At 44.2% G+C, this 21,952-nt stretch carries 19 protein-coding genes; 16 read left to right on the forward strand and 3 right to left on the reverse strand.

Translation table 11 applies throughout. The features are described from left to right. The first annotated feature begins 3 nt into the window (after positions 1–3). From C7R93_RS12190 to pepT, 6 genes are all read left to right on the forward strand, one after another. Positions 4–999: an ABC transporter ATP-binding protein gene (locus C7R93_RS12190; RefSeq protein WP_106839057.1), complete on the forward strand. Its 996-nt coding sequence runs from the start codon at positions 4–6 to the stop codon at positions 997–999. Further along, entirely contained in the window at positions 996–1,979 is a 984-nt protein-coding gene (locus tag C7R93_RS12195) for an ABC transporter ATP-binding protein (protein ID WP_106839058.1), read from the forward strand. The genes C7R93_RS12190 and C7R93_RS12195 overlap by 4 nt, the downstream gene beginning before the upstream one ends. A gap of 164 nt (positions 1,980–2,143) precedes the next feature. Continuing rightward, positions 2,144–2,986, forward strand: coding sequence for a diaminopimelate epimerase (gene dapF / locus C7R93_RS12200; protein WP_106839059.1), 843 nt, complete (start codon positions 2,144–2,146; stop codon positions 2,984–2,986). Positions 2,987–3,213: 227 nt separating this feature from the next. Continuing rightward, positions 3,214–3,693: an SRPBCC family protein gene (locus C7R93_RS12205; protein WP_106839060.1), complete on the forward strand. Its 480-nt coding sequence runs from the start codon at positions 3,214–3,216 to the stop codon at positions 3,691–3,693. 208 nt (positions 3,694–3,901) lie between these two features. Continuing rightward, on the forward strand, positions 3,902–4,216 hold the full coding sequence (locus tag C7R93_RS12210; RefSeq protein WP_106839061.1) for an ArsR/SmtB family transcription factor: 315 nt from the start codon (positions 3,902–3,904) through the stop codon (positions 4,214–4,216). Positions 4,217–4,456: 240 nt separating this feature from the next. After that, positions 4,457–5,689 carry a peptidase T gene (gene pepT, locus C7R93_RS12215; RefSeq protein ID WP_106839062.1) on the forward strand — a complete coding sequence of 411 codons (1,233 nt, stop codon included), beginning with the start codon at positions 4,457–4,459 and terminating at the stop codon, positions 5,687–5,689. 257 nt (positions 5,690–5,946) lie between these two features. Here the strand turns inward: pepT and C7R93_RS12220 are convergent, their stop codons facing one another. Together C7R93_RS12220 and C7R93_RS12225 are read right to left on the reverse strand one after the other, a co-directional pair. Further along, positions 5,947–6,567: a GNAT family N-acetyltransferase gene (locus C7R93_RS12220; RefSeq protein ID WP_106839063.1), complete on the reverse strand. Its 621-nt coding sequence runs from the start codon at positions 6,565–6,567 to the stop codon at positions 5,947–5,949. Next, on the reverse strand, positions 6,564–7,355 hold the full coding sequence (locus tag C7R93_RS12225) for a MerR family transcriptional regulator (protein WP_106839064.1): 792 nt from the start codon (positions 7,353–7,355) through the stop codon (positions 6,564–6,566). The genes C7R93_RS12220 and C7R93_RS12225 overlap by 4 nt, the downstream gene beginning before the upstream one ends. A 266-nt stretch (positions 7,356–7,621) precedes the next feature. Between C7R93_RS12225 and C7R93_RS12230 the strand changes: the two genes are divergently transcribed. Continuing rightward, positions 7,622–8,218 (forward strand): class I SAM-dependent methyltransferase, encoded by a 597-nt coding sequence (locus C7R93_RS12230; protein ID WP_106839065.1) that lies wholly within the window; start codon positions 7,622–7,624, stop codon positions 8,216–8,218. A gap of 120 nt (positions 8,219–8,338) precedes the next feature. On the opposite strand, the gene C7R93_RS12235 is transcribed toward C7R93_RS12230, so the two are convergent. Next, positions 8,339–8,542 carry a hypothetical protein gene (locus C7R93_RS12235; RefSeq protein WP_106839066.1) on the reverse strand — a complete coding sequence of 68 codons (204 nt, stop codon included), beginning with the start codon at positions 8,540–8,542 and terminating at the stop codon, positions 8,339–8,341. Between the two features lie 248 nt (positions 8,543–8,790). Here C7R93_RS12235 and C7R93_RS12240 point away from each other — a divergent pair, with 248 nt between their 5' ends. The 9 genes from C7R93_RS12240 (at position 8,791) to C7R93_RS12280 (ending at position 21,949) form a co-directional block, all read left to right on the forward strand. Further along, entirely contained in the window at positions 8,791–9,804 is a 1,014-nt protein-coding gene (locus C7R93_RS12240) for an alpha/beta hydrolase family protein (protein ID WP_106839067.1), read from the forward strand. 77 nt (positions 9,805–9,881) lie between these two features. Further along, positions 9,882–10,634: a GNAT family N-acetyltransferase gene (locus C7R93_RS12245; protein WP_106839068.1), complete on the forward strand. Its 753-nt coding sequence runs from the start codon at positions 9,882–9,884 to the stop codon at positions 10,632–10,634. A gap of 423 nt (positions 10,635–11,057) precedes the next feature. Beyond that, on the forward strand, positions 11,058–13,253 hold the full coding sequence (gene katG, locus C7R93_RS12250) for a catalase/peroxidase HPI (RefSeq protein WP_106839069.1): 2,196 nt from the start codon (positions 11,058–11,060) through the stop codon (positions 13,251–13,253). Positions 13,254–13,550: 297 nt separating this feature from the next. Next, positions 13,551–13,682: a gallidermin family lantibiotic gene (locus C7R93_RS12255; protein WP_106839070.1), complete on the forward strand. Its 132-nt coding sequence runs from the start codon at positions 13,551–13,553 to the stop codon at positions 13,680–13,682. An 84-nt stretch (positions 13,683–13,766) separates the two neighbouring features. Then, complete coding sequence (locus C7R93_RS12260) at positions 13,767–16,973, forward strand: lantibiotic dehydratase (protein WP_106839071.1); 3,207 nt, start codon at positions 13,767–13,769, stop codon at positions 16,971–16,973. Beyond that, a complete protein-coding gene (locus C7R93_RS12265; protein WP_167402458.1) occupies positions 16,954–18,828 on the forward strand; it encodes an ABC transporter ATP-binding protein in 1,875 nt (624 codons plus the stop codon). Before C7R93_RS12260 ends, C7R93_RS12265 begins: the two co-directional genes overlap by 20 nt. A gap of 16 nt (positions 18,829–18,844) precedes the next feature. Continuing rightward, complete coding sequence (locus C7R93_RS12270) at positions 18,845–20,245, forward strand: lanthionine synthetase C family protein (protein WP_106839072.1); 1,401 nt, start codon at positions 18,845–18,847, stop codon at positions 20,243–20,245. Between the two features lie 18 nt (positions 20,246–20,263). Beyond that, positions 20,264–20,857 (forward strand): flavoprotein, encoded by a 594-nt coding sequence (locus C7R93_RS12275; protein ID WP_106839073.1) that lies wholly within the window; start codon positions 20,264–20,266, stop codon positions 20,855–20,857. A 291-nt stretch (positions 20,858–21,148) separates the two neighbouring features. Then, positions 21,149–21,949, forward strand: coding sequence for a hypothetical protein (locus tag C7R93_RS12280; RefSeq protein WP_106839074.1), 801 nt, complete (start codon positions 21,149–21,151; stop codon positions 21,947–21,949). Positions 21,950–21,952: the final 3 nt, after the last annotated feature.

Here is a 21,952-nt window from a genome sequence, read left to right on the forward strand (position 1 = left end):
TTTATGGACAATGTATTGGAAGTGACAGGGCTAACAACCCGGTTCTCGAAAGAGTCGGGTACGATTACGGTTGTTGATCAGCTTGATTTACATGTGAAAAGAGGGGAGACGCTGGGAATTGTCGGAGAATCGGGGTGCGGCAAGAGCGCCACTTCGCTCTCGCTCATGCGACTGTTGGACAATAATGCCACTTTGACTGGAAGCATTCGATTCAACGGGAAAGAAGTACTTACGCTGAGTGAAGCCGAGATGCGCAGTCTCAGAGGCAAGGAAATGGCGATGATTTTTCAGGAACCGATGCATTCGTTAAATCCGGTGTTGACGATCGGCCGACAAATCAGTGAGGTACTGCACGAGCATGAGGGTGATAGCAAAGCGGCGGTAAAGCAACGGGTACTGGATTTGCTTACCGTGGTGGGCATCTCCCGAGCGGAAGAGATTTACAGGGATTACCCGCACCGTTTGTCAGGAGGAATGAGGCAGCGGGTGATGATTGCCATGGCGATCGCATGCAATCCGTCATTACTTATCGCTGATGAACCGACGACCGCATTGGATGTGACCATTCAAGCGCAAATCTTGAATCTGATCAAAAAAATCAGAAAGGATATCGGCATGTCAGTGATCATGATTACGCATGATTTAGGGGTGGTCGCTGAAGTGTGCGACCGCGTCATGGTGATGTATGCGGGACAAGCGATTGAAACAGCGGACGTACGGTCGCTGCTGCGCAATCCGAAGCACCCGTACACCGTAGGATTACTCCAATCGACACCAAGACAACGCGCAAAGAGGCTTCACAGCATAAAAGGTAGTGTGCCGACATCGGAAAACAAACCCAATGGGTGCCGGTTTGCCCCGCGATGCGATAGAGTGATGACGATATGTTGGGAGCGAAATCCTGTGTTCCATCCAGTGGATCAGCATTCATCTTGTCGATGCTGGTTATTTACCCAAGACAAGGATCATGACCAGGAAAGCTCGGTGGTAGGAGGATGACGACTCCAATCCTGGAAGTGAAAGGGCTATGCAAGCTGTTTCGCATGAAAAAAGGGTGGCTTCAACAACCGCATTATGTTCATGCTCTAAACGGGATTGATGTGAGCGTCTATGAAGGAGAAACGCTGGGGATTGTCGGGGAGTCAGGCTGCGGAAAGTCTACATTGGGAAAATGTATTCTGCGTTTGCTGGATCCGGTCCAAGGCGAAATTCGTTTCCAAGGTAACGAAATAGGAAAAATGAACAAAAATGAAGTGCGTGCAGTAAGGCGAAATATGCAAATGGTTTTTCAAAATCCATTTGAAACATTGAACCCGAAACTAACGATCGGGCACATCTTGACGGAGCCGCTGATTGCGCACTGTGTTCCCCGAGAGCAGCGACAAGCGCTACTGGAAGAAACGATAGAGATTGTCGGCATGAGCAAGCAGCATCTATCTCGCTATCCTCACGAATTTTCTGGAGGGCAAAGACAACGAATTGGCATCGCCCGCGCCCTGATTCTTCGGCCAAAACTGATTATCGCAGATGAGCCTGTCTCCGCACTAGATGTGTCGATTCAATCGCAAATCCTTAATTTGCTGCAGGATTTGCAAGAACAATTTTCCTTGACCTATGTCTTCATTTCGCATGATTTGAGCGTAGTCGAGCACATTGCCGATAAAGTGGCGGTCATGTATTTAGGTGAAATCATCGAGTTTGCTGAGAAAGAGAAGCTGTTTGGACGACCGCTGCATCCTTATACACAAGCATTGCTTTCAGCCAAACCCATTACCGATCCTGATGATACGCGAGAGCAAATTGTGTTGTCGGGCGATCTCCCGTCTCCGTCTAATCCCCCGGAAGGATGTAAATTCCATCCGCGCTGCCGTTCCCGCATGGAAATATGCAAAGTCGAGTTGCCAAAGCTGAGTGAAAAAGAAGGGCACTCGGTCGCTTGTCATCTCTATCAATCATTTGCCGCAATCGATTCTTCTTAAAGCAAGGTGACTGCTCCCCAGTCCATCCTGTGGAGCAGTCGCTTGGATGAAATAAGGAACTGATCATTCATGCTTATGCCAAGGCAGGTAATTTGATCGATGCGAATTTGGATAATCCCGGAACCTTTGGTTTGCACAGTAAATCGGATAAAAGGAGGAGCGAAATGTTTGATCTTGGGATCCCGTTTAAAAAAATGAATGGCTGTGGCAATGACTTTATTGTAGTAGATAATCGCAATGGCCTGTTGAACGAGGTTGCGCTTTCAGGCTTTGTCCAAAATGTTTGCAGGCGAGGCACTTCAATTGGTGCCGATGGGTTCATGCTGCTGGAGAACTCCAACATCGCTGATTTTAAGATGAGGTATTTTAACGCAGATGGCAGTGAAGGAGAAATGTGCGGCAACGGTGCAAGGTGCATATCGCGCTTTGCTTACCACATCGGAGCAGCCAAGACGAAGATGAGTTTCGAAACGATGGCCGGCATCTATCAGGCAGAGCTCAATCAAAACGGCGTGAAGGTCAAGTTCCCCGACGTTCAATTGCAAGCGCTGAAGCTGAATCAACCATATGAGTGGGACGGACCGAGCGGCGTCTACCACTACGGTGTTGTCGGAGTTCCCCACACGGTCTGGTTTGTCGAAAATGTTTTCGCGATAGCGGACAACCAGCTCAGAGAATGGGGACGAATGGTCAGAAATGATCAGCAGCAGTTTCCCTATGGTACCAATGTAAATTTTGTGGAACTGATTGATAGGCAAACGCTTAGCATCAGAACCTATGAGCGAGGAGTAGAGGCAGAGACCTACGCGTGCGGTTCCGGATCGACTGCTGCAGCAATCATTGCCGGTATTTTAGGACATGTAGACGCCTCTGTGAACCTGCTTACTCGAGGGGGACTACTTAAAATTTCTTACCATCTCACAGATTATGCTGCCGAATCCGTTTACTTGGAAGGCAACTCAAAGCTGGTAGCAGAAGGACAGTTGTTGCCCGATGCATGGACATGAGAACGCCCCACAACATTGAGATTCATATAGAGATATCAACTAGCCAACACCGGAGCTTCCGATTCCCTTTTTAGCTTGAGCATGATCAAAACCAGAATGCTAGCCATCCCCATTGTTCATTTTATGAGGATGGAGATCACTTCGTTGATTTCATTACTTTGCAGTTATATAACTAAATGGTAATATAATAACCAATAAAAGTAAATTTGATTACTCGGAGGGATTGTATGGACGGAAAGATTCTACAGATGGATGAGTGCCGTATCGTTAGCTTCCAGCGTTATTTGAAACATCCGGTAGAAAAAGTATGGAGAGCGATCACGAGCCCAGAGCAAATTGCCAAATGGTTAACTGCGCAGGCAGAGTTGGATTTGCATGTGGACGGCAAACTTGCATTTCGGTGGGAGAATGGAGATCTCGTACATGGCAATTTCACCAAAGTCGATCCCCCGTACGGGTTGGAGTACACATGGCTAGAGCAAACTTCGGGACACTCCATAGTGCGATGGAGTTTAAAGGAAGAAGGGGACGGCTGCCTTCTTCATCTCACACACACATTTTACGGACCCGCTATTGTTCCCGATTTTTTGGCGGGCTGGCATGTGCATCTTGATGTGTTGGATATCGTCCTTCTTGAACAGTTTCGTCAGTTTCCTTGGGAACGAATGAAGGAAATACGCGAGAAATACGCTTCTCACTTCGGTTAAAAGGGAGGGTTATAATAAGATGGAGACCCTTACTATTCATCATCGAACGTATATAAACGCTTCGCCATTAAAAGTGTTTAGGTTGGGGTGAGGCATTGACTGTACTCAAATTCGTCCCCCATCATGATTTGGCGATACCGATGACAGAGCAGTACGCAAAACGAACGGACAACTTCACGAAATTACAACAATAAAAGCAGGGATTAGAATGAAAACTATGAGTATATTTGAGATTTTGGCTGAGCCGCACAGACGGACTATGCTTGATTTACTGCGTATCCGTGAACGCTCAGTTGGGGAGCTCGTAGACAAGTGCCAATTAAGTCAACCGGGCGTTTCCAAACATCTGCGAATCATGCGGGAAGCTGGTTTGGTTACGGTGCGATCGGTTTCTCAAAAAAGCATCTATTCGATACGGCCGGAACCTCTTCAAGAAATCGATAAATGGCTGGAGTCGTATCGTCACTTCTGGTCGAGCAAGCTGGATGAGCTTGAGGCATTCCTTGACCATGAGAAAGAATAATTGCACAAATATATAGCCCACTCCTCCCGTTGCAAAGAGCAGAGTGGGCTATTTGTGTGCTTCTCCCAAGAAGGTTGGAATTCAATCGAGCAGTTGAGGATCACTCTAAAATTGTAGTAAATGATAGACGCTAAATTTAAGATCGTGGTAGAATTTGTCACGAGATCGTCTCTTTCTTGAATAGGTTTGGTAGTACACGTGCTTCTTCCTATAACGATTGTATTGGAGCTGAGATAGACCATGAAAACGGAGATCATAAATAGATTCATCTCTTACGCACAAGTTGACACACAGTCCAATGAGAGCAGCGAGACTTGTCCCTCAACACCAGGGCAGCTCGTGTTGGCCCAAATGCTCGTAGACGAGCTGAAAGCCATAGGTATGCAGGAAGTGACGATGGATTCGAACGGCTATGTAATGGCAACCCTTCCGGCCAATACAGACAAAGAGATTCCAACAATCGGTTTTCTTGCTCATATGGATACGGCCACCGATTTTACCGGCGCTGGCGTGAAGCCGCAAATCATAGAAAATTATAACGGACAAGACATAGTCTTGAATGAAGCACTGAATATTGTCCTTTCGCCTCGCGATTTTTCAGAGCTGGCTGGCTACAGAGGGCACACGTTAATCACGACAGACGGTACCACATTACTTGGCGCTGACGATAAAGCCGGTATTGCCGAAATCATGACCGCTATGGCTTATCTGATTCGACATCCAGAACTGAAACACGGGAAAGTAAGAGTGGCTTTCACCCCGGATGAAGAAATCGGCAGAGGCCCAGACAAGTTTGATGTGCCCGCCTTCGACGCAGTATATGCCTATACGATGGATGGCGGCCCTCTTGGCGGGATCGAGTACGAGAGCTTTAACGCTGCATCAGCCATCATTACTTGCAAAGGGAAGAACGTTCACCCCGGCACGGCCAAAGATAAAATGGTCAACGCTGCTAAAATAGCCATGGAGCTGCATGGAAGGCTGCCGGCAGATGAAACTCCTGAAATGACGGAAGGCTACGAAGGCTTCTATCATCTAACTTCCATTCAAGGCGACGTCGAGCAAGCACGGCTTCATTATTTGATCCGGGATCACGATCGTAATCGGTTTATGGAGAGAAAGTCCGAGCTGGCTCGTATCGTAGAAGAATTACAGAAAAAGTACGGAGATCAGCGAATTGAGCTCGAAATCAAAGACGAATACTTCAACATGAGGGAAAAGATTGAACCTGTAATGGAAGTAGTGGACGTCGCTAGACAAGCACTAGAAAACCTCGGAATCGTGCCGATTATTCAGCCGATACGCGGTGGCACTGATGGCTCCCAGCTATCCTACATGGGGTTGCCAACACCGAATATTTTCACAGGCGGGGAAAACTACCATGGGCGATTCGAGTATGTTTCAGTAGACAACATGGTCAAGGCTGTGAACACCATCATTGAAATCGTTAAGCTGTACGAGCAAAGATCCTGATGGCGGGGTATCCTTATTAAAACTCATCTTCCTATCAAGGGGTAGAATTTGCTTAGGGGATGTTGTCAGGAGGGAGGGCGCTCATGATGAAAAATCAAAAAAACTTCCGTAAGGGTGGAGACAATCGTACTCATCAGATTCATGCTTTCCAGTATGATCATATTCGAGAAATTGAAAGACACCTCAACATGAAGTGAAAACGATAGAAATAGCAAAGGGCGGATGTCTAGTAGAGACGATTCGCCCTTTGTCATGATTCATTTCAATCTCTTCACCATGTAACTCCATTTTTTCTCTTTGAATAAAATATGTGATAGAAAGCTGCTTTCTCGCAATTGCGTATGGAACGATAATCGCTGGTAAAGTTGCTCTGCCCGGGGGTTTTTGCCTGCGACGTACAAACTTAACTTGTCTAGGCTTGGCTGCGTTTGCGCGAAATTGTGCGCCCACTGCAATAGTAGGTTTCCAATTCCTTTGCCTTGATGATCCGGATGGACAACAACGTCTGTAATATAACATTCTCCAGCCTGTGGTTTATGGTCTAATAAAGATAACCCAATGAACATTTTCAGGAGGTTCCATTTTCCAAAACGACGAAAGTTTTTCCACGAAGGAAGCTGTTGATTCCTCTCAGATTCGGACTTCCACTTGATGGATATCGAACCAATAACTTCTCCATCTTGTAGAGCGACCATTCGCTGACTCGCTGGATCAGCAGGGGAATAGTCAAACATCTTTTCGAAAAAAAGAGCGAGTTCGCCATCATTGAGATTCGTAAGGGCCTGGAATTTACCACGAAATCCGTGAACAAGAAGTTGACCAGTCTGTTGATTGTACATGGAATGCATAGGCTCTATCGTTATCGGTGTTACAGTCATGTTCCGTTACCCCTTTCAGAATTGGTATGCGGCTCGATCAAAGCTTGCAGTTCATAGTGCAGCTGGCTTTGACTAAATAGGGATAAGTAAGATCTTTCAATGAGAATCAAGGGTTCCTGGATAACATAAGACTGTGCTGCAGCATAGGCGTAAAACTGTTCAATCACTTGTTCAAGCTCATCATCTTCATTGATCAGCCTCTGGGTAGAAAGATATTTGCCGCTGGGTAATGAAAAGTCTCCAGGCGCTTCTGTCTCCGTGTATAAAGTTATGGTACTGGAACCATCCTCGATATAATGGATGTCCGATTCGAACAAATTCGGGACAGACTTGGCCCGTTCAGCCAACAGTTTGGCGCTTAGCTTCGTTTGTGAATCCATTTCCAACCAACGTGCCAAATAGGTGGTGTCCCGCCACTTTATTTGGTAGGGATTGGTATGTGATTGAAAATTCTTTTGTTCATGCAAAACCTTTGTTATGAAATGCTGAAGCTCTTGAAGGCGAAGCAATTCTGTATTTATTTCTCTCAAAGAACGATTGAGTAGCTGCCCGTATTGATCTGCAGAATAGGAAGTCATGCATTCTTTAATCGACTGGACAGGCACTCCCAATTTGCGAAGCAACAAAATATGTGCTAGCTGGTAAACTTGATCCATGCTGTACATCCTGTACTGATTGTTATCTAAGTAAGCAGGTAGAAGAACCCCTTTCTCTTCAAAATAACGAATCTGATGAACAGACACATTCATAAGCTTGGCTAATTCGCTAATAGTGATTTCACTCTTCATAAACGTTACTCCTATGGGTGTGGTGGAATATCTCAACCATATACCTTAGGTCAGACCTAAGGTCAATAGGTACGTTCAAAGAAAGGCTCTTTTGTAGGTGATGCCGATCTGTCATTGACCTTGACACACCATCGTTTTCGGAGATATTATAGATATAACAACTCCTTGATAGTGGAGTAAAACAACCAAGCTTTCATATCCAACAACAAGAAGGCGAACACCATGATTACATTTGGCAATAGTGAAATGACAGGAGGCCGGAGAGTATGGAGAATATTTGGAATGAGAAGTTTCATTCGGAAGAATATTATTACGGGGAAGAACCTAACGTTTTTATTCAACAACAAGCGTTTCGGCTAGAACAAGGTCAAAAAGTGATCGCGTTTGCAGAGGGTGAAGGCCGGAATGCAGTTTTTTTAGCAAAAAGGAATCATGAAGTGACAGCGATTGACTATGCGGAAAGCGGATTGCAAAAAACGAAAAAACTGGCTCTGAAGCATTCCGTTGACGTACATACCCAAAAAATTGACCTTTTGGAAGAGGATGTGCCGAGCGAGGAATATGATGCCGCTATTATGGTATATGGACATTTTCATAAAAATGCTCAGATCACGGTTCTGAATAAAATGAAAAAGGCAATAAAGTCGAAAGGGATTATAATGCTTGAGGTATTCTCGGAGGAACAATTAAAGTATGGTACGGGCGGCCCCCGGGAACTTGAAATGCTTTATGATCCAAAAGAAATTCTTGCTTGGTGCAAAGGTCATGAGGTGATCCATTTCTTTTATGGCGAACAAGAGCGTGTGGCAGGAAAGGCGCACACCGGTTTAGCCCATGTCATTCAACTAGTCGTAAGGAAATGATGGGAATCCGCGCCACTGAATAGCCTTCCAATCAGAGGCAGTTTAGGACTTTATTTTCTCTTCCGTACTGCCTCTTCTTCGAATGAGGGGGGAACCAAGAGAGGAGTGAAAAATGTACAGTTATTCCTCACCATTCATTTGAAACCTGTAATCTGCCAAGAAGAGACGACCTTTTTTTATACCTAGAGCAGCGAGCTCTCCGTTTAGCTCTAGAGCAAAGGTTTTGCCAACCTCATTTCCGGAGTTGGATGCCTTCATGACTTTCGCGATGATATTATTTTCACTGTCGAAAACGTGGGCATCTTGCATTTTTAATGATACCAAGTCAAAAACCTCTTTCTAAGATCAAATTACAATCCTCTGACCTTTCAGGCGGCAGCAAGGATAAATGATCACACCCTTTGAAGACTTAACATGGCTATAATAACTCCTTTTGAATACCCGTTCAATCTACCTTATATTTTCACACTCCTTGTATTTGCGTTTATCATTCCATTACTTGACCTTAGGTCTGACCTAAGGTGTATGGTTAAGATATTCACTTTGAAATTTTTTCACAAGGAGAAGAATAGATGAAAAAGAAAATAATGATTTCCATGATGATCATCGTCTTGCTATTAGGCGGTGCAGGACTTTACATATTGGAGCAAAACAGCTTTGAAATGGTTGAGCAAGCCATTGAAATTCAGACATCGGAAGGCAAATTGACCGGTACATTCGTACTGCCTAAAAACTACACGAACAAATTGGGCTTAGTCTTGTTTATACACGGTGATGGACCTATTGATGCCACGCATGACGATGGCTATAAGCCGCTATGGGAGCGGTTAGCCTCACTTGGTTACGCCTCCCTGTCCCTTAACAAGAGAGAAATGAACGGTTCCGAAGGCAATTGGTTACACCAGAGTATAGATGACCGCGTGGACGAAGCGCGTCAGGCTATTGCTTGGGCCAAAGAGCAGCCGATGATTGACGAGAAACAGATTGGGGTTTGGGGAGCAAGCCAGGCAGGCTGGGTCATTCCAAAGCTCGCCAAGAAGGAACCGCTCGCATTCAGCCTTCTTCTTTCGCCTGCTATTAATTGGGTAAGTCAAGGGCAATACCATACACGCAAAAAGATGGTGAAAGAAGGGTACTCAGAAGCGGAAATGCAAGACAAAGAGGCGTATAACCGGCAAGTACTCACACTTTTGGAAAAACAGGCTTCCTATGAGGAGTATGTAAAAATCGCTCGCGAAAATAGTTTGATGTCAACAGACAGGTGGACATTTGTGAGCAAAAACTTCTTGTCAGATGCCACTGATGACCTTCGCAATTTCAATTCGCCTGTGCTCCTGATTCTGGGTGAAGAAGATATACATGTTGATGTAAAGGATACGGAGAGGGTATATCGCGATATCGTAAAACCCGAGCTGCTAACCGTAGCGGTCTTTCCTGACGCTGATCACTCCATGTTAAGCAAACAAACGGCTAATTCAAATATGCGGGCAGTACTCATTAGTCTCTTCGCTCCGAGACAAATTACGATACCTGGATATATGGATGAAATCGAGCAATTTCTAAAGAAGCTTCCAGAAAGAAGGTGATTTGCTGGTGGCCATGACACTAGGTCAAGGTACAGAATGTGTTCCATGTAAGTCTAATGGATAAGGAAGTGTACATAATGGCAGATCAAGTAAGTAGTGTACCTGTATTTTCTCAAACGATCACTGACTTTTGGCGCGAGCAATTTTTAAACGGTGACGTCCTCTATAGCGATGAAGCTTTTACTGTTGTCAAAAACCCTGCACTTGACGAAGATAGTCGGGTCATGGTGCTGGAAACCTCCGACGGACGTGTTATGGCGGTTTTGACACCTGCGCTGGCTGATAAAATAGGCCTTTCTCAACAACAATCCTTGTCTGAGTCGACCTTTCGCCAGAAATTAAATGAAGCGGGCGTCACACTGCATGGCGCAGATTATCTTTTTTATTTTTCAAAAGCTGATAAGAACGTATTGCTGCAAGAAAACCTCGAAGGTGAATTGCGCCGCCTAACCGAGCAAGATGATACGGTTTTCTCCGCGTTCAGATCTTCCGCATCGGAACAAGACTTGTATGACGCTTATGTGGAATTGGATCACTGGGCGGTGTTCGGCTCTTTTGAAGAAAATCGCCTGGTCAGCGCTGCAAGTATGTATCCATGGGAGGAAGATGCGCAAATTGCAGATCTCGGCGTACTGACTCTGACGTCCTATCGAGGAAAAGGGCACGCCCGCAAAGTGGTGCGTTCCATCTGCAAATACGCCTATGGCCAGGGATACGAACCGCAGTACCGATGCCAACTCGATAACCATGCGTCTACTGCCTTGGCGAAAGCAGCGGGTTTTACACTGTTTGGAAAATGGGAAGTGATTTCTCCGGACTCTACTGACTGAGAATTCCATGTCATGTCTCATAGTGCTCGAACCATTCTTTTTGATCACATGGCAAGAGAACATGATTAACATAAACAAGGATGCGAAGTTGAAACGATTACGCAAAAAAAGCCCACACATTCCGTTATGAGGAGAATAGTGGGCTTTTTGTGATGGAATAGAGGCTAATGAACTGGTGACAAGATCATAATCTAGCCAGTCCCTGCATACGTTAGAATCAGCATTTCGGAAATGAAAGAGTTCATATATTTTATCGTGTTCTTACGATTCCCACTCTGCTGCGATACGATGCCAATCGCAACTGTCCATAAATCCTTAAGCTGAAAAGAGCAAAAAAATGTTGATTTCTCTTATCAACTGCTATATAAATTATTTAGAAGTATTATTATTTAATACTTAATTTAAATGACGGGAGAGGGACAAATGGACTCTATGGCAACCGCTAACACTGGAAAGTGCCCGTTTTCGCACGGTAGCACTACGAATCACAACCCTAGTGCTACGTCGAATAAACACTGGTGGCCCAACCAGTTGAACTTGAACATCCTGCATCAACACGACAGAAAATCTAACCCTATGAGCGAAGACTTCAATTATGCAGAAGAGTTCAAAAAGTTGGACTACCAGGCTCTTAAGCAGGATCTTTATGATCTAATGACAGACAGCCAAGAATGGTGGCCTGCCGACTATGGACATTACGGTCCATTATTTATCCGTATGGCTTGGCACTCCGCTGGTACATATCGTACAGGAGACGGCCGTGGTGGTGCTGGAACTGGCACACAGCGTTTTGCACCACTTAACAGCTGGCCAGACAATGCCAACCTTGATAAAGCCCGTCGACTGCTATGGCCGATCAAACAAAAATATGGCAACAAGATCTCTTGGGCCGACTTGTACATTCTAGCAGGCAATGCTGCAATTGAATCCATGGGCGGTAAGACAATCGGTTTTGGAGGCGGACGCGCGGACGTTTGGCATCCAGAAGAAGATATTTACTGGGGTGCTGAAAAGGAATGGTTAGGAGATAAGCGTTACACCGGCGATCGTGAGCTCGAGAATCCGCTTGCTGCTGTTCAGATGGGGCTTATTTATGTGAACCCGGAAGGTCCGAACGGGAATCCCGATCCGCTTGCAAGCGCTCGCGACATTCGCGAAACCTTCAAACGCATGGGAATGAACGATGAGGAAACCGTTGCACTCGTAGCAGGTGGCCATACGTTTGGTAAGGCACATGGTGCGGGAGATGCTGCTCATGTTGGCCCAGAGCCGGAAGCTGCTCCTGTGGAAACAATGGGCTTAGGATGGCAGAGCTCACACGGTTCCGGTAAAGGTCGCGACTCCATCAGCAGCGGTATTGAAGGTGCTTGGACGGCAAATCCGACACAATGGGATAACGGTTTCTTTGAACTATTGTTTGGCTATGAATGGGAGCTTACCAAGAGCCCGGCAGGCGCACACCAGTGGGCTGCTATAAATCCTGCTGATGAACATCTTGCACCAGATGCAGAAGATGCATCCGTTCGTGTTCCAACGATGATGACCACTGCGGATATGGCATTGCGTGTGGATCCAGCATACGAAAAGATATCTCGGCGCTACTATGAGAATCCAGAGGAGTTTGCAAATGCATTTGCTCTTGCATGGTTCAAACTTACACACCGCGACATGGGTCCTCGTGCAAGATATCTCGGCCCAGAAGTTCCAGCAGAAGATTTTATCTGGCAAGATCCTGTACCCGCTGCTGAATATGAATTAACAGATGCAGATGTAGCAGAACTGAAAACAAGGATCTTAGACTCGGGTCTTACCATAAGCGATCTGGTAACAACTGCTTGGGCTTCTGCTTGTACCTTTCGTGGCTCAGACATGCGTGGCGGCGCCAATGGTGCTCGGGTCCGTCTTGCTCCACAGAAGGAGTGGGAAGTAAATGAGCCCAAACAACTCGAAAAAGTGCTGACGATCCTGGGAGTCATTCAAGAGGACTTTGGTAAGAAAGTCAGCATGGCCGATTTAATTGTACTAGGCGGTAGTGCCGCAGTTGAAAAAGCTGCTCAAGATGCTGGCTTTGATGTAACGGTTCCTTTTACTCCTGGACGTGGCGATGCAACACAAGAGCAAACAGATGCAGAAAACTTTGCCGTACTCGAACCAATCGCTGATGGTTTCCGGAACTATCAGAAGAAGCAGTATAGTGTAAGTCCTGCAGAGCTCCTGGTAGACAAGGCACAGCTACTAAACCTTACGGCACCAGAAATGACTGCGCTTGTTGGCGGTATGCGAGTGATAGGTACAAACCACGGTGACACACAACACGGTGTATTCACGGATCGTGTAGGCGCACTCACGAACGACTTCTTTATTAACTTGCTAGACATGGGAATACAGTGGAAGCCTGTAGATGGAGGCGTATTTGAAGGACGTGATCACAAAACAGGTGAAGTCGTGCGTACAGCGACTGTTGTTGACCTCGTGTTCGGTTCAAACTCTGTTCTGCGTGCCATTGCAGAAGTTTATGCCCAAGACGATAACAAAGAAAAGTTTGTGCGTGACTTCATAGCTGCATGGGTGAAGGTAATGAATGCCGATCGTTTCGAACTCCATAAAAGCGTAATCTGAAAATGTAAAGCAAAGAACCGTATTCATACGGTTCTTTTTGTTTTCCTATAGTAATTTCTTGAGACGATTTCTTTATTACGAGAGACAAGCCATGTTTCATTGGAGTTTTTTCAATGAGATATGGTTTTTTCTGTTCAAAAAAACGTTAAGCTTAAAAATATAAAAAAACTCTAAAAATTTTTAAAAAATACCCTTTACTGGAAATTATTTCTAATTTATTATTGTAAGCGTAACCAAGCACTTACAAACGCGCGTGAAGTTCTGGCTACGAACAAAAAAATAGAGGAGGAACAAAAAATGCAAAAAGATCTATTTGATTTGGATGTTCAAGTAAAAGAGGTAAATCAAGTTCAATCAGATTCAGTGTTGAGCGACCTCATTTGCACTATAGGCTGCTCAGTTACTTGGTGCCAAAGCAACTGCTGCTAATTTAGGTTGACGCTGGAGGAGCATCGCGATAAGCGATGTTCTTCCTTTATAGTCTCACTTCATGCATGGGAAAGAGGGGTATGAATGGCCAAGCAAATTTTAGAAAGGGAGCTGACTACTCGCTACCGTGAGAACAAGAAGGAGGGAAACCTATATGCCTCAGCAGACTTTTTTATGCTACGGGTACCACTGTATCCTATAGAAATCTTCTATGAATTAAATAAAACCAGTGATTATCTGGCTGCTATAAAGGAATATGCGAGGGATGAAAAGGTACGAGAAGCTATTCTCATCTCTAGTCCATCTCTGTACGAAGCATTGCCGAATTTAGAAGGCGATCCGACTTCTCGAAAGACCAAGCAGGCACTATCTAGTTTTGTTCGTTTTTTGTTAAGGATGAGTACCCGTTCTACCCCATATGGCTTATTCGCTGGTGTTGCTATGGGCTCATTCACTGACAAGACAAACGTCTCGTTGAAAGACTCACATTTTCATCAAAAACGCACACGTCCAGATATGGAGTGGTTGCTTGCAATCATTCAGAGAGTAGAGCAACGACTTGATGTAGTAAAACAGTTGAAAGTACAACGAAATCACGCTTCGGTGCAGCTCGGTGGGCGAATGGAGCTTACTTTTGCCACTGAATACGGTCAAATGAAACGGTTAGATGGTAAACAAAAAGAGAGAATTTCAATCCGTGCTACAGAAGTTGTGCATGCCGTGTTTGATCTGGCAAAACAGCCGATCCGATTTGAACAATTAATTGCTAGGTTGATGGAAAAGTACCCTGAGGCGGGGGAACAGAAAGTAACCGGACTCCTGTGGCAATTATTTTCTCAAGAATTTTTGATTAGTGAATTACGTCCACCACTCACAGTAGCCACTCCATTTGATTATGTGATGGAGCGCCTTGCGTTACTTGATGGTGTACAGGATATATATTCGGAATTAACTGCGATTCAAGCAAAAATGAACCAATACGATAGACATCCTATAGGTACTGGTATACAAGACTTTCAAGAATTGATTGCGCAGATGAAGGATCTTGAAGCCAGCATGATGCCCGTACAAGTAGACCTCCATATAGGTAATCACAACGCATCTTTACACAAGGGTATAGGTGAAGAAGTAGCAAAAGCGGTGGAATGTCTGTGGCGAATGTCTTTACCACAACGAGGAGCGTCCCATCTAAGAAGCTACCATAGGGACTTTTTAGAGAAATACGGAACATCGAGAGAAGTCCCCGTTTTGGAGCTTCTTAGTGATGAGGTTGGTCTAGGAGCACCCGCAGGATATATGTTTCCACAAAGTAGTCGAAGAGAGCCAGTATCGCCTCTCAAGTATTCTGATAAGCGTGAAGCTAGATTGATGAGAAAAGTAGTTCATGCGATTGCAACAAAAACGAGAGAAATAGAAATTACGAATGATCTTCTCGACCAACTAGATACAGAGCTAGTCGATACGAAATACGCACCAGATTCCTTGGAAATGTACGTGGAGGTCATCGCACCCTCACAGGAAGCAATCGATCAAGGAGACTATCTACTAGAGGTAGCACCCATGCCTGGTTCAGCTAAGGTGGGCCAATCGTTTGGTAGATTCCTCGATATACTCGGACCAGAAGCGATAGAGAAACATGAACAGATTCATAATCAAGTACAGGGACAGCATGAAGATGTGATCTTTGTTGATGCCAATTATCTTTCACCCGTTGGACGACATGCCAATATCGTTCTCCATCCATCCCTCAGCCGATATGAACTGGCCATTGGCACGAATTGTTCTGAGAAGGCTCAGCATATCCTTCAGCTTGAGGATATTGTAGTAGGCGCCACAATAGAGCATTTCTATCTGAAATCCCGTACACATGGAAAGAAACTAGTTATCTCATCGGATAATATGCTTAATTTCAAGAATGCTCCAAATATTTATCGTTTCTTGCGTGAAGTCTCTATGGAAAATGAACGTCTTTGGAACCCATTCTCTTGGGGGAATATGGATGCTTCCCCGTATTTGCCACGTGTTCGATATGGAAAAACCATCTTATCCCCTGCTATATGGAAGCTGATACCAGATTCTCTGGGACTGAAGGGAGATCCGAAAGAAGACAAGATCTGGAATGAGGCTTTTACTAAGTGGAGAATGGAGTGGGATCTACCACGATATGTGTACATGGCATTCGGTGACAACCGTATTTTGTTAGATTTGGATAATCCTTATCATGTAGAAGAGTTGCGTACAGAATTGTTCAAGTCAAATAACATTCAACTCCGTGAAAAAATCGGGGGTACAGAAGAATATTGGGTCACTGGACCAGATGGGCATTTTTCCATGGAATGTGTAGTTCCATTACTGAGGAGACCACCTATAGAGAAGAAAATAAATATCCCCTCGTATCGAAATGAAAATGTTCTATCTAAGGAGCAATACTTAAAATTCCCTGGAAGTGATTGGCTGTTTTTAAAACTGTATGGGGGCCACCAGAGACAGGATGAATTTATCGTTGATCAGATCCATGCGTTTGCGGATTCCATGGTTAAAAAAGGAGTAGCAGACGAATGGTTTTTCATGCGATATGTAGACCCGGACCATCATATTCGCCTCCGTTTTCACGGCAAGCCCGAAAAGCTTATGCAGGAGATTTTCGCAGAACTTTACCCTTGGATTCAAGAGTGTCAACGAGAGGGATTTATTCAAAGAATGGTCATTGATACGTATGATCGCGAAGTAGAAAGATACGGTGGACCATCGATCATGGCTGATGCGGAGCGAGTATTTGCTAAAGATAGCCAGACGACTGCGAATCTTTTGAGATTCTTGCGGTTGCATCAAACGTATCTACCTGACTATGTTTTGGCAACGATTAGTATCATTGACATGATGACTAGATTCGGACTTCGTTTTGAACAGCAACTGGCTTGGATGGAAATGCGTGTGAAAAAGGATGCCCAGAGAGAAGAGTTCCGAAAATGGCGTAAACCATTGCTTACTCTCGCTGATCCGCGGAACGATTGGCAAGGATTGCGTAGTCATCCAAGCGGGGAAGCCATTCGTGAAGCGATGGCCTTGAGAGCGGATGTATTGGAGGATTTCGGAAGGCTTGTAGTTGAGTGTGAACAAAACCATTCATTGTGGAGTTCTCCATCGATGGTCATGGGTAGCTTGATCCATTTGCATTGCAATCGCTTATTTGGAGTAAGGCGAGAGATGGAAGATAAATCCATGGCCTTTGTACGCCATACTTTACACAGCCAGCTTCACTGGAGGGAGAATGCTGGTGACTCCATTTAAGGAAAACAGCAATCGATTAGACACGATTCGAAATGTATTTGCTTCCTTCTCTCATTGGCCGAGTGTTTTTCGTTTACTGTATCAAACAAATCCTCGGTACTTTGCGAATGTTATGATATTGACGATTCTAAGTAGCTTGATTCCTGTAGGCGTGATTATTGCCACGCAATCATTAATTGATGCGGCCGTAGCCATCTCTTCGGGAGGGGGAATCGTTCCGCTTTTCATCGCGTTTGGTCTTTTCGCGTTTCTAGCCGTGATCCGCGATATTCTCAAACATGTTGATCTGGTCTACAAAACGTTGTATCAAGAACTGCTATCCAATCATGTCAATCTGTTGATCATGCAAAAAGCTACACGACTTCCTTATTCCAGTTTTGAGGATGCAGGAATCTATGACCAGCTTCAACGGGCAAAGCAAGATTCCACGTTTCGCCCCTATCAGTTATTTCAACAGGTGATAAGTATTATTAGTAATGTGATTGTATTACTGTCTGTTTCCGCTATGCTGATCACTTGGAAGTGGTGGCTAGCTCTTATTTTGCTCTTGCTACCTATCTGTTCGACTTTCTCTTTTATTCGATTGGGACAAGAGGAATTCATGATTGATCACAACCGCGCTTCTGATCGTCGTAAGCAATATTATCTGATGCATTTATTGACCAGCGATTCATCAGTAAAAGAACTAAAAACCTTTCAGCTAGGCCCATTTCTGGTCGATAGATATCGGAAGTATTACGAGCGATTTTTTAATCAAGACAAAGCAATGGTGATTAAAAGGACAAAGGTGGCGCTTGGGTTTCAGGCCCTGTCTCTCATTGCTGTAGTAGCGATGCAGTCGTATGTCGTATGGGAAACGATGTTAGGTACGATTGCAGTTGGCAGCTTAATCGCGTTTATCCAGGCGATTTCTTACACTCAAACAACGTCCACAGATCTTATGCAAACGATCTTTAACATGTATCAAAACAATCTGTACATTAGTCAGTTATTCACATTTTTATCTGTGCCAGATGAGAAAAGATTAGCAGTAGCAGAAAGCGTTCCTTTTGAGAAGGACGCGTCTGGTTTAGAGTTTCGCAATGTCTCGTTCAAATATCAAGGTGTGGATGCCTACGCGTTACGGAATGTAAGCTTCGCCATTCGTCCAGGAGAAACGCTGGCATTAGTAGGAGAGAACGGATCAGGAAAATCGACAATCGTAAAATTAATTACGCAATTGTATCAACCGACAGAAGGCGAAATATTGTTTGATGGTAAGCCGATTTCCCATTATGAGGAGAATGAATGGCGCCAAAAAATTAGCGCCTTGTTCCAAGATTTTATTAAATATGAGATGGCAGTCAATGAAAACATCGGCTTTGGTAACTATCGAAAAGCTGATGATGAAGCAGCCATTATCGATGCAAGCAAACAGGCCGGAGCAGATGAAATGATTAAACGTTTTCCACAACAATTTCATACACAGCTTGGCAAATGGTTTGCGGAGGGGTATCAGATTTCGGGAGGGCAGTGGCAGCGTATCGCCATCTCCCGCGCTTACATGCGTGATGCTGCTTTATACATTCTTGACGAGCCAACAGCAGCACTAGATCCTCAAGCAGAGCAAGAAGTATTCACTCGGTTCCGTGAATTGACCCAGAATAAAATGGGCTTATTTATTTCCCATCGATTCTCAACTGTTCGATATGCCAACCAGATTCTTGTCCTAAAACAAGGAGAGATCATTGAAGCGGGTACGCATAAGGAACTACTGGCAGAAGACGGCGTTTATGCATCTCTTTTTCATATACAGGCTTCTTTTTATTTGGAAGAAACGGATGAATCGACAAGACAGATGGTCGGACAAATGTAAAAGAGAGAGGGAGAGTATGGAGACAAATAAACCGGTGGTTACGACTAAGCATGCATGGGAAGGGATTCAAAATGAAGAGCTAAGAACAAAGGCTTTATCTACTGCACTAAAGGTAGCCGCGCGTTTGAGAGATCCCATTCAGGTAGAAAAAGTCGTGATGAACAAAGATAACATAAGTGTCGCAGGACCGATTCATCAACATCCTTGGGGGGCTGCTACTCTTTCTCACGGATATCCTGGCACGATACTCTTTTTCGCTGAGTTAGATCGACATTTCCCTGATAAAGGCTGGAATCTTATAGCTCATGATCATCTTCTTGCTCTTCAAGAGAAAATTAAGGCAGTAGGGATTTCTAGTGAGTCCATGTGTGGTGGAGTAGCAGGTATTTGCTTTGCTACGCTGGTAGCTTCACGCAATCGAGAGCATTATCAACGCTTTCTTGGACAACTGGATCAATTGCTCGCTACACGAACAGCGGTCATCCTTGAAGAAGAGTATGTCCTTGATAAAAAAAGAGGGGGAAGTAATCCTCATATCTATGATGCTATTAAAGGTGTAGCAGGCATTGGACGGTACTTACTAGCAAGTAAACAGATTGATGTTCTTCACTCTGCGTTACAGGATGTTTTGCGATATCTCGTATATCTAAGCCAACCTAGAGAATATGAAGATGGTATAAAAATACCAGGGTGGTACTTGACTCAAGAGATGCAATATTTAGACAAGGATAAACAGATGTATCCGAAAGGCAATTTTAACGTAGGTCTTGCTCATGGAATTCCTGGACCACTAGCTTTATTATCACTTGCTCTAAGAGAAGGAGTAGAAGTATCTGGTCAGAGGGAGGCAATACGTAACATAGCTGAATGGCTCGTGCGGTGGAAGGAACAGGACGCTAGTGGGATTATGTGGAGAGGTAGAGTGAAATTAGAGGAAGAGCTAGGGGAAGAAGTACTTTCCCAACACTCGTTTCGACGTGATGCATGGTGCTATGGCACACCAGGGGTAGCTCGTTCACTCTATCTAGCCGGTGAAGCTTTGCAAGATTCAGCTTATTGTAATCTGGCTATTCAAGCTTACGAGGATGTTTTCAAGAGATCAGAAAGCGATTGGAATCTCTACGCAGATACGTTTTGTCATGGAAAAGCGGGACTTTTGCAAATGACGCTTAGAATGGCAACAACTACAGATGACGAACGCTATCAACCACATATCGCGTATTTAGCTAAGTGCCTAGTCGATAATTTTAATCCGTCGCTTCCTTTTGGTTATCAAGATATAGAACCAAATGGTGATGGAAAAGTAGGGCTTAATAAGGCAGGTGCCCTTGAAGGTGCAGCTGGTATTGGTCTTGCTCTTCTTTCTGCAAGCAGTGATCAAGAGCCATTATGGGATCAGCCATTCCTGTTGGCCTAGAAGAGGAGAAATCGAGAGATGACACACGATCCATTTCTAAAGGAGAAGAACCTTTTGGTCGGCATATCAGGCTCGATTGCCGTTATAGGAGTGTCTGCTTATCTTAGTATGTTTCGATCCCTGTTCAAAGAGGTAAAAGTAGTAATGACAGAACAGGCCGAAACGCTCGTCCCACCGTCTACGATTTTGTTTTTCTGTGACGAGATATTTACAGATGAAGAGCCTGGTCTTGAGAAAAAAATGAACCACGTTGAGTTAGCACGTTGGGCAGATCTGTTCGTTGTTTTGCCAGCGACGACGAATGTCATTGGACAAGCTGCTAACGGAATTGCCCCAAACTTGCTAACCTCCACTATTCTAGCGCATCCAAAACCAGTTATGTTTTTTCCAAATATGAATCGCCTTATGTGGACGAAAAATGTGGTTCAGCGAAATGTAAATCAGCTTCGAGAGGACGGTCACATCGTTGTGGATCCAGTAGAAGCTATGGCTTATGAAGTAGCATCTGGCACCATGCAGCCTAACTTCATCTTGCCACAGGGACCAGCGGTGATGCAGGAAATAAAAAGTGTATTACTTGAACGAGAGAAAAGCACAACTCCTTCTGTATAAGGAGCATTTTGAACGATGGTGTAGCTGTAGAGAGAAAAGACTGCTTCGGCTTCTTGTGCCAGTGAAGCAGTCTTTTTTGTATATTCGCAAGCGAACCACCTGAATCCAATCCTTTACCTGAACTTCTTTTCGCTTTATTATGCTACTTGTAGCCGTAGTGAAATGAAAGAAGTAGAATTTACAACTTAGAGACAACTGAAAGATACTTTTTACATATTGCCCCTATATTCTATAACTGTAACAAAGGTTTCGTGCACAAACCAAAAACAAAAAATTTTAGGAGGCATTACTATGAACAAAAAAAGTATTCTCGTTTTTTCAATGGCACTATCAATTATAGGCGGTGCTACAGCAGCTGTATATGCAAGCGATAACGCGGTTCATTCTACTAAAAACAAGGTCGTAACGTTGGCAAGCAAAGAAGGAAATGGCACAAATCAAACCACTACAAATCATGTAGTCAAAGTAGCAAATGGAAAGATTAGTGATGAAGAAGCGGTAAAAATTGCAACCAAAGCTCTAAAAGATTATATGGGGCTTGACGCGAAATCTTTTGGTGAGGCACGTGTTAATAGAACGAACGCGCAAGAAGATTTTACATTTTTTATGGATTTATATTCAAAAGAAGATGCAGCTGTATTAAAAGAAAACGCCAAAAAAGAAACGGCAAATGTTATCGTTGTACAGTTTGTTCGTGCTGAAGACTTAAACCAGCCAATGGCTGCTTCTAATCGCATTGTCATAAATGAAAAAACAGGTGAAATTGTTTCTTTAACTGCTTTCACTAATGAAGCTCGAAGCTTAGAGACAACAATCGATGATGCGAAAGTTAAATCTGCGGTCATCAACTTTTTTGATAAACAACAGAAAAATGTTAGGGAAAATACGCTGAAGGTTAGCAAGACTGCTAATTCCGGAACCATACGTGTTCTTTGCGATCTGGAAGATGGAAGGGATGTAACAGTGACAATTAGTCTGAAGAATTATTCAGTATCTAGTTACGAGATTAATTATGATAGACTAATCCCTCTACCTTCCGAAGAAAAAGATTACCGTGAGAATTTCAGAGAACTGAAAGTGAATGAAAATTGATTT

It is taken from the genome of Brevibacillus fortis (assembly GCF_003013395.1).
In the GTDB taxonomy this organism is placed as follows: domain Bacteria; phylum Bacillota; class Bacilli; order Brevibacillales; family Brevibacillaceae; genus Brevibacillus; species Brevibacillus fortis.

Bases quoted from the DNA above. Each gene is read 5' to 3' on its own strand.
- C7R93_RS12190 (WP_106839057.1), top strand. From the start codon at position 4: ATGGACAATGTATTGGAAGTGACAGGGCTAACAACCCGGTTCTCGAAA.
- C7R93_RS12195 (WP_106839058.1), top strand. From the start codon at position 996: ATGACGACTCCAATCCTGGAAGTGAAAGGGCTATGCAAGCTGTTTCGC.
- dapF (WP_106839059.1), top strand. From the start codon at position 2,144: ATGTTTGATCTTGGGATCCCGTTTAAAAAAATGAATGGCTGTGGCAAT.
- C7R93_RS12205 (WP_106839060.1), top strand. From the start codon at position 3,214: ATGGACGGAAAGATTCTACAGATGGATGAGTGCCGTATCGTTAGCTTC.
- C7R93_RS12210 (WP_106839061.1), top strand. From the start codon at position 3,902: ATGAAAACTATGAGTATATTTGAGATTTTGGCTGAGCCGCACAGACGG.
- pepT (WP_106839062.1), top strand. From the start codon at position 4,457: ATGAAAACGGAGATCATAAATAGATTCATCTCTTACGCACAAGTTGAC.
- C7R93_RS12220 (WP_106839063.1), bottom strand. From the start codon at position 6,567: ATGACTGTAACACCGATAACGATAGAGCCTATGCATTCCATGTACAAT.
- C7R93_RS12225 (WP_106839064.1), bottom strand. From the start codon at position 7,355: ATGAAGAGTGAAATCACTATTAGCGAATTAGCCAAGCTTATGAATGTG.
- C7R93_RS12230 (WP_106839065.1), top strand. From the start codon at position 7,622: ATGGAGAATATTTGGAATGAGAAGTTTCATTCGGAAGAATATTATTAC.
- C7R93_RS12240 (WP_106839067.1), top strand. From the start codon at position 8,791: ATGAAAAAGAAAATAATGATTTCCATGATGATCATCGTCTTGCTATTA.
- C7R93_RS12245 (WP_106839068.1), top strand. From the start codon at position 9,882: ATGGCAGATCAAGTAAGTAGTGTACCTGTATTTTCTCAAACGATCACT.
- katG (WP_106839069.1), top strand. From the start codon at position 11,058: ATGGACTCTATGGCAACCGCTAACACTGGAAAGTGCCCGTTTTCGCAC.
- C7R93_RS12255 (WP_106839070.1), top strand. From the start codon at position 13,551: ATGCAAAAAGATCTATTTGATTTGGATGTTCAAGTAAAAGAGGTAAAT.
- C7R93_RS12260 (WP_106839071.1), top strand. From the start codon at position 13,767: ATGGCCAAGCAAATTTTAGAAAGGGAGCTGACTACTCGCTACCGTGAG.
- C7R93_RS12265 (WP_167402458.1), top strand. From the start codon at position 16,954: ATGCTGGTGACTCCATTTAAGGAAAACAGCAATCGATTAGACACGATT.
- C7R93_RS12270 (WP_106839072.1), top strand. From the start codon at position 18,845: ATGGAGACAAATAAACCGGTGGTTACGACTAAGCATGCATGGGAAGGG.
- C7R93_RS12275 (WP_106839073.1), top strand. From the start codon at position 20,264: ATGACACACGATCCATTTCTAAAGGAGAAGAACCTTTTGGTCGGCATA.
- C7R93_RS12280 (WP_106839074.1), top strand. From the start codon at position 21,149: ATGAACAAAAAAAGTATTCTCGTTTTTTCAATGGCACTATCAATTATA.